Here is a 13,288-nt window from a genome sequence, read left to right as displayed (position 1 = left end):
TTTGGATAAGTCCTCGAGCTATTAGTATTAGTCCGCTACATGTGTCACCACACTTCCACTTCTAACCTATCAACCTGATCATCTCTCAGGGCTCTTACTGATATAAAATCATGGGAAATCTCATCTTGAGGTGGGCTTCACACTTAGATGCTTTCAGCGTTTATCCCTTCCCTACATAGCTACCCAGCGATGCTCTTGGCAGAACAACTGGTACACCAGCGGTAAGTCCACTCTGGTCCTCTCGTACTAGGAGCAGATCCTCTCAAATTTCCTACGCCCGCGACGGATAGGGACCGAACTGTCTCACGACGTTCTGAACCCAGCTCGCGTGCCGCTTTAATGGGCGAACAGCCCAACCCTTGGGACCGACTACAGCCCCAGGATGCGACGAGCCGACATCGAGGTGCCAAACCTCCCCGTCGATGTGAACTCTTGGGGGAGATAAGCCTGTTATCCCCAGGGTAGCTTTTATCCGTTGAGCGATGGCCCTTCCATACGGAACCACCGGATCACTAAGCCCGACTTTCGTCCCTGCTCGAGTTGTAGCTCTCGCAGTCAAGCTCCCTTATACCTTTACACTCTGCGAATGATTTCCAACCATTCTGAGGGAACCTTTGGGCGCCTCCGTTACCTTTTAGGAGGCGACCGCCCCAGTCAAACTGCCCGTCAGACACTGTCTCCGATAGGGATAACCTATCTGGGTTAGAGTAGCCATAACACAAGGGTAGTATCCCAACAACGCCTCACTCGAAACTGGCGTCCCGAGGTCATAGGCTCCTACCTATCCTGTACATGTGGTACAGATACTCAATATCAAACTGCAGTAAAGCTCCATGGGGTCTTTCCGTCCTGTCGCGGGTAACCTGCATCTTCACAGGTACTAAAATTTCACCGAGTCTCTCGTTGAGACAGTGCCCAAATCATTACGCCTTTCGTGCGGGTCGGAACTTACCCGACAAGGAATTTCGCTACCTTAGGACCGTTATAGTTACGGCCGCCGTTTACTGGGGCTTCAATTCATACCTTCGCTTACGCTAAGCACTCCTCTTAACCTTCCAGCACCGGGCAGGCGTCACCCCCTATACATCATCTTACGATTTAGCAGAGAGCTGTGTTTTTGATAAACAGTTGCTTGGGCCTATTCACTGCGGCTGACCATCAGTCAGCGCCCCTTCTCCCGAAGTTACGGGGCCATTTTGCCGAGTTCCTTAACGAGAGTTCTCTCGCTCACCTGAGGCTACTCGCCTCGACTACCTGTGTCGGTTTGCGGTACGGGTAGAGTATAATTAACGCTAGAAGCTTTTCTCGGCAGTGTGACATCACTAACTTCGCTACTAAACTTCGCTCCCCATCACAGCTCAATGTTAGAGATATAAGCATTTGACTCATATCACACCTCACTGCTTGGCCAGACACTTCCAATCGTCTGGTTTAGTTAGCCTACTGCGTCCCTCCATCACTATATACTCTAGTACAGGAATATCAACCTGTTGTCCATCGGATACACCTTTCGGTCTCTCCTTAGGTCCCGACTAACCCAGGGCGGACGAGCCTTCCCCTGGAAACCTTAGTCTTACGGTGGACAGGATTCTCACCTGTCTTTCGCTACTCATACCGGCATTCTCACTTCTATGCGCTCCAGCACTCCTCACGGTACACCTTCTTCGCACATAGAACGCTCTCCTACCATACCTATAAAGGTATCCACAGCTTCGGTAATATGTTTTAGCCCCGGTACATTTTCGGCGCAGGGTCACTCGACTAGTGAGCTATTACGCACTCTTTGAATGAATAGCTGCTTCTAAGCTAACATCCTAGTTGTCTGTGCAACCCCACATCCTTTTCCACTTAACATATATTTTGGGACCTTAGCTGGTGGTCTGGGCTGTTTCCCTTTCGACTACGGATCTTAGCACTCGCAGTCTGACTGCCGATTATATCTCATTGGCATTCGGAGTTTATCTGAGATTGGTAATCCGGGATGGACCCCTCACCCAAACAGTGCTCTACCTCCAAGAGACTTAACATCGACGCTAGCCCTAAAGCTATTTCGGAGAGAACCAGCTATCTCCAAGTTCGTTTGGAATTTCTCCGCTACCCACAAGTCATCCAAGCACTTTTCAACGTGCCCTGGTTCGGTCCTCCAGTGAGTTTTACCTCACCTTCAACCTGCTCATGGGTAGGTCACATGGTTTCGGGTCTACGACATGATACTAATGCGCCCTATTAAGACTCGGTTTCCCTACGGCTCCGTCTCTTCAACTTAACCTCGCATCATATCGTAACTCGCCGGTTCATTCTACAAAAGGCACGCTCTCACCCATTAACGGGCTCGAACTTGTTGTAGGCACACGGTTTCAGGTTCTATTTCACTCCCCTCCCGGGGTGCTTTTCACCTTTCCCTCACGGTACTGGTTCACTATCGGTCACTAGAGAGTATTTAGGGTTGGGAGATGGTCCTCCCAGATTCCGACGAGATTTCTCGTGTCTCGCCGTACTCAGGATACTGCTAGGTATAAAGACTATTTCGAATACGAGGCTATTACTCTCTTTGGCCTACCTTCCCAGGTAGTTCTTCTATAATCTTTAAGTCCACGTTGCAGTCCTACAACCCCGAAGAGTAAACTCTTCGGTTTGCCCTCTTGCCGTTTCGCTCGCCGCTACTAAGGCAATCGCTTTTGCTTTCTCTTCCTGCAGCTACTTAGATGTTTCAGTTCACTGCGTCTTCCTCTACATTACCTTAACAGTAATGAGTGACAGGCATTACCTGCCGGGTTCCCCCATTCGGACATCTCTGGATCATTGCTCACTTACAGCTCCCCAAAGCATTTCGTTGTTAGTCACGTCCTTCATCGGCTTCTAGTGCCAAGGCATCCACCGTGCGCCCTTATTAACTTAACCTTATTTTGGCCTTTCGACCTAACTCATTAAATATTCACAGCGTTTCGGTTTATTTTCTTGTTACTATCTATATGTAATTACTTACATATGGAATTTGATATAGATATTCAATTTTCAATGGACAATACTTGAATCTTTCGATTCAATGGAGCCTAGCGGGATCGAACCGCTGACCTCCTGCGTGCAAAGCAGGCGCTCTCCCAGCTGAGCTAAGGCCCCACAAGACCTCTCAAAACTAAATAAGAAACTCAAGTACATTCCGTTTTTCCTTAGAAAGGAGGTGATCCAGCCGCACCTTCCGATACGGCTACCTTGTTACGACTTCACCCCAATCATCTATCCCACCTTAGGCGGCTGGCTCCAAAAGGTTACCTCACCGACTTCGGGTGTTACAAACTCTCGTGGTGTGACGGGCGGTGTGTACAAGGCCCGGGAACGTATTCACCGCGGCGTGCTGATCCGCGATTACTAGCGATTCCGACTTCATGTAGGCGAGTTGCAGCCTACAATCCGAACTGAGATTGGCTTTAAGAGATTAGCTTGCCGTCACCGACTCGCAACTCGTTGTACCAACCATTGTAGCACGTGTGTAGCCCAGGTCATAAGGGGCATGATGATTTGACGTCATCCCCACCTTCCTCCGGTTTATTACCGGCAGTCTCGCTAGAGTGCCCAACTGAATGATGGCAACTAACAATAGGGGTTGCGCTCGTTGCGGGACTTAACCCAACATCTCACGACACGAGCTGACGACAACCATGCACCACCTGTCACCGATGTACCGAAGTAACTTTCTATCTCTAGAAATAGCATCGGGATGTCAAGACCTGGTAAGGTTCTTCGCGTTGCTTCGAATTAAACCACATGCTCCACCGCTTGTGCGGGCCCCCGTCAATTCCTTTGAGTTTCAACCTTGCGGTCGTACTCCCCAGGCGGAGTGCTTAATGCGTTAGCTGCGGCACTGAATCCCGGAAAGGATCCAACACCTAGCACTCATCGTTTACGGCGTGGACTACCAGGGTATCTAATCCTGTTCGCTCCCCACGCTTTCGAGCCTCAGCGTCAGTTACAGACCAGAGAGCCGCTTTCGCCACCGGTGTTCCTCCATATATCTACGCATTTCACCGCTACACATGGAATTCCACTCTCCCCTTCTGCACTCAAGTTTGACAGTTTCCAAAGCGAACTATGGTTGAGCCACAGCCTTTAACTTCAGACTTATCAAACCGCCTGCGCTCGCTTTACGCCCAATAAATCCGGACAACGCTCGGGACCTACGTATTACCGCGGCTGCTGGCACGTAGTTAGCCGTCCCTTTCTGGTAAGCTACCGTCACAGTGTGAACTTTCCACTCTCACACTCGTTCTTGACTTACAACAGAGCTTTACGATCCGAAAACCTTCTTCACTCACGCGGCGTTGCTCGGTCAGGGTTGCCCCCATTGCCGAAGATTCCCTACTGCTGCCTCCCGTAGGAGTCTGGGCCGTGTCTCAGTCCCAGTGTGGCCGATCACCCTCTCAGGTCGGCTATGTATCGTCGCCTAGGTGAGCCGTTACCTCACCTACTAGCTAATACAACGCAGGTCCATCTTGTAGTGGAGCAATTGCCCCTTTCAAATAAATGACATGTGTCACCCATTGTTATGCGGTATTAGCTATCGTTTCCAATAGTTATCCCCCGCTACAAGGCAGGTTACCTACGCGTTACTCACCCGTTCGCAACTCATTCAAGAAGAGCAAGCTCCTCTCTTCAGCGTTCTACTTGCATGTATTAGGCACGCCGCCAGCGTTCGTCCTGAGCCAGGATCAAACTCTCATTAAAATCTTTAATAATTGTTCGAGCGTTAACTCATTACCGTCGTCTGACGATTTATTCTTGTAAATTGACAGGTTATAATTCTTCTATCATAACCCTGCACTTGGTTTCTTATTCAGTTCTCAAAGGTCTTTGTCTCTCTTGAGACAACTTCTATATTCTAGCAAAGATAGAATATCTTGTCAACACCTTTTTTAAAGTTTTTTTCACTTCTTGGCGTTTGCCGTCCCTTTCGAAACAGCTTATTTATAATATCATCTCTGCTTAAACTTGTCAATAACTTTTTTAAAGTTTTTTACCTTTTTTATTACTGAACAAGTTGTTTAGGACTTTATTAGTTTATCAAGTTTAATAAATAAAGTCAACAAATTCTTCTTTTTGAAAAACAAAAAGAAGATACTAGTGACCTTCTTTTAGAATTTTATAGTGCTGCACGCATGCGTGCTTGTGAATTTTCGACATTACGAATTGAACGTGGTAAGAAAGCACGAATATCATCTTCTTTATAACCCACTTGCAATCTCTTATCATCAATCAAGATTGGACTCTTCAAAATTCTAGGATTGTCTTGAATCAAATCAATTACTTCACTGACGCTAAGCTCATCAATATCACAATTTAAAGCTTTAGCATAGCGATTTTTTGATGAAACGATGCTCTCAACACCATTCTCTGTCTTTGAAAGGATAGTAAGGATTTCTTCTTTTGTAAGTGGTTCTTTACCAAGATTTTGTTCTTTATAAGGAAGTTGATGGTTGTTCAACCATGTTTTTGCTTTTTTACAACTTGTACAACTTGAAATTGTATAAATCTTAATCATGTTAATTCTCTCTTTCTGTCACATGATACTATTATCTTATCACCGTCTTTGATTTATTAAATCGGTCTAGCGACCTATTTTGAGTCTGGAGTGTATCCGCTTTTTTAACTTGTATTGCTCTTGTTTTCTTCTTAATTCAAAGCAAAAAGAAAAGAACCTTTTGGGCTCTTTAACACTTATTCTTCAATTTCAATGGTTGAATCAAGATCTAGAACGAGATCATCAGCCGTGTCTTCAACTTGTGTACCTTCAACAACATCGTCTTCATCTGTCTCAATCAAACCGTAGTGTACGCGTACTTTATGATCGATTTCTTCAAAAATCTCTGGGTGATCTGCTAAATATTTCTTAGCATTTTCAGATCCTTGACCAATTTTCTCCCCATTATATGAGAACCAAGCCCCGGCTTTTTGAATAATACCTAAATCACTTGCAATTTTTACAAGTTCACCAGTTTGTGAAATTCCTTCGCCGTACATAATTTCAACAAAAGCTTCTTTAAATGGTGGAGCAACTTTGTTTTTAACAACCTTAATCTTGGTTTCCTTACCTACATTTTGGTCCTTTTTGTCACCGGTTCCTTTAATTTGTGTATTACCACGTACATCAAGGCGTACTGATGCATAGAATTTTAAAGCACGTCCACCTGGGGTAGTCTCTGGGTTACCAAACATGATGCCAACTTTTTCACGCAACTGGTTAATAAAGATGGCGATCGTTTTTGTTTTATTAATAGATGCAGAAAGTTTACGCATGGCTTGACTCATCATACGTGCTTGAAGTCCTACATGACTGTCACCAATATCTCCATCAATTTCTGCACGTGGTACCAAGGCCGCAACTGAGTCAACAACAACCAAATCCACTGCACCAGAGTCAATCAGCTTACCTGCAATTTCCAGACCTTGCTCACCAGAATCAGGTTGTGACAAAAGAAGCTCATCGATATTAACACCTAGAGCTGCTGCATAAGCAGGGTCAAGAGCATGCTCGGCATCGATAAAAGCTGCGATGCCACCTTCTTTTTGAGTCTGAGCAACTGCATGAAGAGCAACGGTTGTTTTACCTGATGATTCCGGTCCGTAAATTTCAATAATACGACCTTTAGGATAACCACCCGCACCAAGAGCAATATCCAAAGCTAGCGAGCCTGAGCTCATAACCTGAACTTTTTGCTCTGCACGCTCACCAAGACGCATAACTGCACCCTTACCAAAATCTTTTTCAATATTTTTTAATGCATCGTCGAGTGCTTTGCGACGCTCATCACCGAACTTCTTTGTGATTTCTTCTGTTTTCTTTGTTTTCTTAGCCACTTAATTTCCTCTTCTTCCTATGATAAATAACAAACTTAAATCAAGTTGTCTTCTTGTAATAAAGCTTGGCGAACTAGGTTAAAGGCATAGAGTGTACTGATATATCTGACATCAGATCGACTCCTTTCACCTATAACAACCTTAATTGACCGCACTTGGTTTCTATCGGCAATACCAATAAAGACTGTACCTGCTTGATGCCCTTCCAATGTATCTGGTCCTGCCACTCCAGTAAGCGCAATTCCGTAATCACTATCTGTCTTAGCTCGGGCACCCTCAGCCATTTTTTCTGCTGTAAAATGACTAACAACACCATTCTCTTCTAATTTAGATAAGGGAATATCTAACATTTTAGCTTTTTCTTCAATGCTATAGGTAACAAAACCACCCTTGAATACTTGTGAAGCTCCAGAAAAATCAGCAACACTAGCTTGAAATAAGCCAGCTGTTAAACTTTCAGCTGCAGTAATAGTTTTGCCATATTTCTTAAGCAAATAGAACACTTCATAAGCTAAGCTGTTTGATTCTCCATATCCATATATGAGGTCAGACAAGCTTTTTCCATCTAGAGTTTTAGTAGAACGAATTTGTTCTTCTAAAACATCTAGTTTTCGATCCGCTTCTTCTTGCGACGATGCCTTTGTTGATAAGCGAAGGGTCACTTCTCCCACTTTAGCATAGGGCGCAATGGTTGGGTCCGTTTGGTTAACAATGAGATCTTTAAGAATAGTCACCAATTGACTTTCTCCAACACCAAAAAACCTTAGGACTCTAGAATAAAGAGTAGTATGATTCTCTGTAAGAGCTGGAATAAGCTCTTGGTTCACCATAGATTTGAGTTCACTTGGTGGACCAGGCAAGACGACATAGGTCACCCCTTGAGCAGTAATAATCCCCCCAACTGCTAGACCGGTGAGATTTTGCAAGGGTACAGATCCCTCAACAATTTGCGCTTGGCGATCATTATTAGGTGTTCGTGTGTGTTTAGGACGAGTAGCAAAGAAACTATCCAGTTTTTTACTAGCCTCCTCATCAAAAACGAGTTCTTTTCCTAAAAATTTAGCCAGTGTTTGCTTGGTTAAGTCGTCCTCAGTAGGGCCAAGTCCACCACAAAGTATGACTAAATCGCTACGTTGACTAGCCTGATCAAGAACTGAAAGTAGGCGGTTTTCATTGTCTCCTACTGCTGTGTGAAAATACACGTCAATTCCTAGTTCAGCTAGTTTCTCAGATAAAAATTGGGCATTGGTATTGGTGATTTGCCCAGTTAGGATTTCAGTTCCTACTGCAATCAATTCAGCTTTCATTGGTTCACCTATATTACTATTCGTAAAATAATCTCAAAAACATGTTCGTTTATAAACTAACATGTTTTGCTCGTCTTGTCAATCAAATCCACTCATTTATTTGAAGTCACAGTTATTTTCATGATCATTCACAAATCCTGCGGCTTGTAAAAATGAATATATAGTTGTCGGTCCTAAAAATTTGAACCCTCTCTTTTTTAGATTGTTGGCAATCTGTTGGGATAAAGCAGTTGATGATGGGACGTCCTTATATGTGGGTACATTATTTATCAAGGGCTTTCCGTCAAAGAAATGCCAAAAATAATGGGACAGGGAGCCAAATTCATCTTGGATTTTTAGTACTTGTTTGGCATTATTTACGGTTGCTTCTAGCTTAAGTTTGTGCCTAATGATGTCTGGATTTTGAAGCGCATCTTCAAGTTCACTTAGGCTAAACTGGGCAACACGCTCAATATTATAGTCATGAAAAACACGATTAAAGGCCTGTCTTTTATTTAAAACGGTTAACCAAGAAAGCCCTGACTGATAACTTTCTAAGCAAAGCAGCTCAAAAAGTTTTTGGTCGTCACCAATAGGCTTTCCCCACTCCTTGTCATGATAATCACAATATAATTTATTGTTTGTTGGAACCCAACGACAACGATTGACCATTGCTTACCTCATTTCATCAACATTTTAAGAGCCGATTTAATGTATTGCTCTGCCGTTTCATTAGTTCCTTCGAAGAAGGCCTTGATTTTCTTAAGTTCTGTGGCTTTATAACCAAGAGCAATCAAGGCTTCCATAGCCTCATCCAATTGATGATTCCCTTCAGGTTGACTTGGTGTCGTCTTGGTCGTTTCTGTTGGTAACTCTGCAAATTTCCCTGCCAAATCCAGAACCATTTGTTGAGCTGTCTTTTTACCAATCTTTGGAAACTTCATCAAGTACTTGATGTCACTATTATCAACAGCAGCAACCAAGCCTTGATTATCATCTACAGCAACAATGGCTAGGGCAGTCGTCGGACCTATTCCAGAAACTGAAATAAGCTTAAGGAAGACCTCTTTTTCATCTTCAGTATGGAAACCAAAAAGAAGGTGGGCATCGTCTCTAATAACCTGATGAAGATAGACTTGGATAGTCTGATTCATTTGGTCAGAAAAACTATATGGATTCGCTACAGTGACAATATAACCTAAGCCGTTTGCTTCTATAACAATATACTTGGCGGTAATTTTCACTAGAGTTCCCTTGATGTAATCATACATGGCGTGTGATTTCCTTTCTCGTTCGTTTCTTCAATGGTTTGCTTTATCATTTTATACTTGTAAGATAATTGTCTTGAGTGTTTATTTTGTCATCTCAAGCACTGCTGTACTATTGTAACAAAAAATCCACTCGAAAGTGGATTCTGTTTGCTCTATTTTAAGGATGACTACTCGTCTTTAAAGTATCTGTAATCATCTTTAGACCTAATAGAATATATGTTACAACGCCTAAAGTAAAGGCAATGCTAGAAACATTTACGAGAGTATTCTCCAAACTTGGTTGACCTAACCAGGCCAAAATATAGAAAATCAAGCTAGTCGCTAAAAATGTTAAGCCAACAAGTAAAAAGTGTTTATTAGTTTTTGTTAGGTGTCTCATCACTCTACCTCCTAACTTAAAAATCAGGCAATCATCCTACAATGATATGCTAAAACATTAGAAGATTCCTTATCTTCACCACTATTATAAATCTAACATTCCTATTCGTAAAGCAAGACCAAAAAAAGTTTTAATACTTCCCTAGGTCACGTAGACTTGTATGATTTTCTTGGATACGACGGAACATTTTTTCCATATCAGACTTGGTAAAGTTGACAAGTACTGGACGTCCGTGAGGGCAATTGTAGGGATTTTTACACTGTGCAAGCTGTACTAGGAGGTCACGCGCAGAGTAATCATCAAGTGCATGATTAGCCTTGATTGAACGTTTACAACTCATCATGATGGCTAGCTCAGCACGGTAGGTCTTGACAGACACTTCATTCGTCAAAAGAAGCATGTCACACATTTCATAGACCGCTGATTCAATCTCTTCTTCCTTCATCCAGATAGGATGTTCACGAAGAATGAAGGTGTTATTCCCATAAGGCTCTAAATAGATACCAACCTGGTTCAGAAGGGACATTTTTTCTTGTAAACTAATGTAATCTGAACCTGAAAATTCAAAGAGATAGGGAACCAAGAGCTGTTGTAGACTGCTGTCAACCTCACCGATCTTTTCACGATAGTACTCATACTTGACACGTTCTTGAGCAGCATGTTGGTCAATGATGTAAAGTCCACCTTGTCCTTGCGCAAAGAGATAGGTTCCATGCATTTGACCAAAAAACTCCAACTCAGGGAAGGTTGATGTTTCCTCATTATCCAAAGTTTCAAGCATGCGCTTCATTTTCGACTTGTTTTTATAATCAAGTTTTTCGTGTTCGTCATCACTTTCATCTACTGAACGTTGTGCCTGTTTAACAGAAGGTTGTGGTTTGTTTTCTACCGATGAAACTGGAGACTCTGACTCCGATATAAGAGGTTTGATATCCTCTTGGACGGTCTCTGGTTTGACAAAAAAATCATTACGACTGCTATCATAGTAAAGATTGGTTTGTTTGAGTGGAAGACTGGTTTGAACTGGCTTAGCTGCACCTCTGGTACTAGACTTGGCCAAATTTTCAAGGGCATCAGGAATCAAATCCTGCTCTCTAAGGCTTTGAGCAATGGCTGAGCTGATAAGGGCCATGAGCTCTTTTTCTTTAGAGATACGTACTTCCTGCTTTGTTGGGTGAACATTGACATCGGCCAAGTAGGGATCAATCTGAATATCAATAACTGCAATAGGGAAGCGTCCTACCATGAGTTTAGAACCATAACCATCAAAAATGGCACGGTTAAGCAGGAAGTTTTTTATATAGCGTCCATTAATGAGAATCGTGATGTAGTTACGATTCGCACGGGTTAACTCAGGGAGACTAACATATCCAGAAACTTCAAAATCAAGGTCAGAATTTGAAATCTCCACCATTTTTTTAGCCGTTGTCAAACCATAAATACCAGCAATAGCTTGACGGAGGTCTCCAGTACCTGATGTCTGTGTCAACTGACGACCATCATTAAGCAAGGTAAAGGCAACCTCGGGATGAGCTAGACTCAGACGATTAACAACATCAACAATATGAGCCAACTCAGCCTGTAAACTCTTCATATACTTGAGACGAGCTGGGGTGTTATAAAATAGATTTTCAACGGTAATCTTTGTTCCAACTGGTGTTGAAATAGGATCCTGACTCTCAATTTCTCCAGCTTTAGCAACCAGTTTAGTCCCATAGGCTTCTCCATCCGCTGCTGTCACAATAGTTAGATGACTGATAGAAGCTATAGAGGGCAGAGCCTCACCTCGAAAACCAAGGGTCCGAATACGAAAGAGATCTCCTTGATTTTTGATTTTACTTGTTGCATGACGGCGCAAACTCATGGCCACATCAGCTTGAGCCATTCCTTCGCCATTGTCTGTGATTTGAATTTTTGAGAGACCTGATTCTTCAACTTCAATGGTAATCTGAGTGCTACCGGCATCAATAGCATTTTCCACCAACTCTTTGACAACACTGGCTGGGCGCTCTACGACCTCACCAGCAGCAATCTGGTTGGCTAACACCTCAGGCAATTCGATGATTTTTGTCATAATTATTATTTTCCCTTCTAAAAGGTTGAGAGATCACTGTTTCTAACTGTTACTGATGCTTCCTATAAAGCCATAACTCACACACAACTGTTAGCCAAGATAAGGCTGTGGCTATAATAATCATATCCCCATGACGAAAGTTGAACCAAATGAGCCCAGAAAAAATCAAGAGGTAGACGATTTGGAAAATCCATTGGTAGGTTTTGGGTGAGCTTGTCAAATCCATAAACTGCTTAACAAAGAAATAAAGCAAGAGCAAATTCAGTGTTAGTGCCTTCTCAAAAGGTGTAAAAAAGCTCAAAATCAGACTGCAGGCAAGAAAAATTCCTGCTAGCCATTTCATTATAGATTTCATGTGATTACCTCGTCAGTACGTTTTCATTAAGTATAGGGGTTTTCTAAAATATTTTCAACCACTTAAACACTATATAGGACCACATAGACGAGCGCTATTGCTGTGGACTAGTAAATAGTGTTTAATAAGGGTGTGAAAGGGAGGAGGCCTCCTCAATTACAAATAAGAAAGGATAGTTATGAAAATAAAAGTTCAGATTGACCCGGTATTTCAAGAAGAAATGTTGCAGATTCAGGCACCTAGTCGGACGCCAAAGATTCAGCAAGTCGTCGAGTTTGTTGAAAGTTTGGATGACAACCAGCGACTCAAAGGAAAAAAAGATGGCGAAACTTATCTTATTGAACCCAAAGCTATTTCCAGAATTTACATCGAAAATCGGCAGGTTCTAGCTGAAACTATTCAAGGAGAGTACCATTTAGGCTTACGTCTCTATCAAGTTTTAGAAAAACTGCCATCTTACTTTATCAAAATCTCACAATCAGAGATTGTCAACCTCAAAGAAATTGAACGCTTCAACATTACCCCTAACGGCCTCGTTGAAATTCACCTTAAAAATAAGGAAACCACCTACTCATCACGCCGTTACCTCAAAGCAATAAAGGAGAAATTACAATGAAAAAGCAACTTTTTAAATCAGGCACAAAGGGCATCCTTATCGGACTTGCCGTATCCATGATTATGTCTCTTATCTGGGCACCAAGCTACATGCCTCTTAATCCTCATTCAGCTATTGGACAATGGATGACGTCACATCAGGTTCACGGATCTTTGGTATTGGCCTACTGTATCATTACTTGGTTTGCAATCGGTATCCTCTTTGAAGTCGCCAGTTATATTTTCCGTAAGGCTGAGTGGAGTTTACTTCGTGCAACCCTCACTCACTACGCCTTGACCTGTCTAGGTTTCATTCCACTAGCTACCCTCAGCGGGTGGTTCCCTCTACGTTTGACTTTCTACTTGGAGCTAGTCATTGAATTCAGCCTTATCTATCTGCTCGTTTGGGTCTTCTCTTATTGGAAAATGAAAAAGGATATTGAAGAACTCAACCAAGAATTGAAACATCTGTAAAAG

10 protein-coding genes, 1 tRNA gene and 2 rRNA genes are annotated in these 13,288 nt (G+C 42.7%); 2 read left to right on the top strand and 11 right to left on the bottom strand.

What is annotated here, in order from left to right; genetic code table 11:
* Window position 1 precedes the first annotated feature (1 nt).
* The 11 genes from EL076_RS00405 to EL076_RS00355 form a co-directional block, all read right to left on the bottom strand.
* Window positions 2-2,901 (bottom strand): 23S ribosomal RNA (locus tag EL076_RS00405).
* Window positions 2,902-3,047: 146 nt separating this feature from the next.
* A tRNA-Ala gene (locus EL076_RS00400) sits at window positions 3,048-3,120 on the bottom strand.
* Between the two features lie 54 nt (window positions 3,121-3,174).
* Window positions 3,175-4,722: ribosomal RNA gene (locus EL076_RS00395) — 16S ribosomal RNA — on the bottom strand.
* Together the 16S and 23S rRNA genes with 1 tRNA gene alongside form the textbook arrangement of a ribosomal RNA operon.
* Window positions 4,723-5,137: 415 nt before the next feature.
* Window positions 5,138-5,536, bottom strand: coding sequence for a transcriptional regulator Spx (gene spx / locus EL076_RS00390; protein ID WP_003094927.1), 399 nt, complete (start codon window positions 5,534-5,536; stop codon window positions 5,138-5,140).
* Between the two features lie 176 nt (window positions 5,537-5,712).
* Window positions 5,713-6,852 (bottom strand): recombinase RecA, encoded by a 1,140-nt coding sequence (gene recA / locus EL076_RS00385; RefSeq protein WP_003094936.1) that lies wholly within the window; start codon window positions 6,850-6,852, stop codon window positions 5,713-5,715.
* Window positions 6,853-6,887: 35 nt separating this feature from the next.
* Window positions 6,888-8,159: a competence/damage-inducible protein A gene (locus tag EL076_RS00380; RefSeq protein ID WP_003094929.1), complete on the bottom strand. Its 1,272-nt coding sequence runs from the start codon at window positions 8,157-8,159 to the stop codon at window positions 6,888-6,890.
* Window positions 8,160-8,255: 96 nt separating this feature from the next.
* Complete coding sequence (locus EL076_RS00375; RefSeq protein WP_002886325.1) at window positions 8,256-8,810, bottom strand: DNA-3-methyladenine glycosylase I; 555 nt, start codon at window positions 8,808-8,810, stop codon at window positions 8,256-8,258.
* Between the two features lie 8 nt (window positions 8,811-8,818).
* Window positions 8,819-9,409: a Holliday junction branch migration protein RuvA gene (gene ruvA / locus EL076_RS00370; RefSeq protein ID WP_002886323.1), complete on the bottom strand. Its 591-nt coding sequence runs from the start codon at window positions 9,407-9,409 to the stop codon at window positions 8,819-8,821.
* 157 nt (window positions 9,410-9,566) lie between these two features.
* Window positions 9,567-9,788 carry a hypothetical protein gene (locus EL076_RS00365; RefSeq protein ID WP_002886321.1) on the bottom strand — a complete coding sequence of 74 codons (222 nt, stop codon included), beginning with the start codon at window positions 9,786-9,788 and terminating at the stop codon, window positions 9,567-9,569.
* A 130-nt stretch (window positions 9,789-9,918) separates the two neighbouring features.
* A complete protein-coding gene (gene mutL, locus EL076_RS00360) occupies window positions 9,919-11,862 on the bottom strand; it encodes a DNA mismatch repair endonuclease MutL (protein ID WP_126428893.1) in 1,944 nt (647 codons plus the stop codon).
* Between the two features lie 49 nt (window positions 11,863-11,911).
* Entirely contained in the window at window positions 11,912-12,217 is a 306-nt protein-coding gene (locus tag EL076_RS00355; RefSeq protein ID WP_003094956.1) for a hypothetical protein, read from the bottom strand.
* Between the two features lie 178 nt (window positions 12,218-12,395).
* Here EL076_RS00355 and EL076_RS00350 point away from each other — a divergent pair, with 178 nt between their 5' ends.
* Complete coding sequence (locus EL076_RS00350) at window positions 12,396-12,833, top strand: LytTR family DNA-binding domain-containing protein (protein WP_164555384.1); 438 nt, start codon at window positions 12,396-12,398, stop codon at window positions 12,831-12,833.
* A complete protein-coding gene (locus tag EL076_RS00345; protein WP_126428891.1) occupies window positions 12,830-13,285 on the top strand; it encodes a DUF3021 domain-containing protein in 456 nt (151 codons plus the stop codon). The genes EL076_RS00350 and EL076_RS00345 overlap by 4 nt, the downstream gene beginning before the upstream one ends.
* Window positions 13,286-13,288: the final 3 nt, after the last annotated feature.

Origin of the sequence: Streptococcus vestibularis, from assembly GCF_900636445.1 — a bacterium.
In the GTDB taxonomy this organism is placed as follows: Bacteria; Bacillota; Bacilli; order Lactobacillales; family Streptococcaceae; genus Streptococcus; species Streptococcus vestibularis.
The sequence above is the reverse complement of the archived record's forward strand: the minus strand, read 5'-3'. Positions and strand labels throughout refer to the sequence as shown.

What these genes read in the sequence shown, in the direction of transcription:
- spx (WP_003094927.1), bottom strand. Translation starts at nt 5,536, where the DNA reads ATGATTAAGATTTATACAATTTCAAGTTGTACAAGTTGTAAAAAAGCA.
- EL076_RS00380 (WP_003094929.1), bottom strand. Translation starts at nt 8,159, where the DNA reads ATGAAAGCTGAATTGATTGCAGTAGGAACTGAAATCCTAACTGGGCAA.
- EL076_RS00375 (WP_002886325.1), bottom strand. Translation starts at nt 8,810, where the DNA reads ATGGTCAATCGTTGTCGTTGGGTTCCAACAAACAATAAATTATATTGT.
- ruvA (WP_002886323.1), bottom strand. Translation starts at nt 9,409, where the DNA reads ATGTATGATTACATCAAGGGAACTCTAGTGAAAATTACCGCCAAGTAT.
- EL076_RS00365 (WP_002886321.1), bottom strand. Translation starts at nt 9,788, where the DNA reads ATGAGACACCTAACAAAAACTAATAAACACTTTTTACTTGTTGGCTTA.
- mutL (WP_126428893.1), bottom strand. Translation starts at nt 11,862, where the DNA reads ATGACAAAAATCATCGAATTGCCTGAGGTGTTAGCCAACCAGATTGCT.
- EL076_RS00355 (WP_003094956.1), bottom strand. Translation starts at nt 12,217, where the DNA reads ATGAAATCTATAATGAAATGGCTAGCAGGAATTTTTCTTGCCTGCAGT.
- EL076_RS00350 (WP_164555384.1), top strand. Translation starts at nt 12,396, where the DNA reads ATGAAAATAAAAGTTCAGATTGACCCGGTATTTCAAGAAGAAATGTTG.
- EL076_RS00345 (WP_126428891.1), top strand. Translation starts at nt 12,830, where the DNA reads ATGAAAAAGCAACTTTTTAAATCAGGCACAAAGGGCATCCTTATCGGA.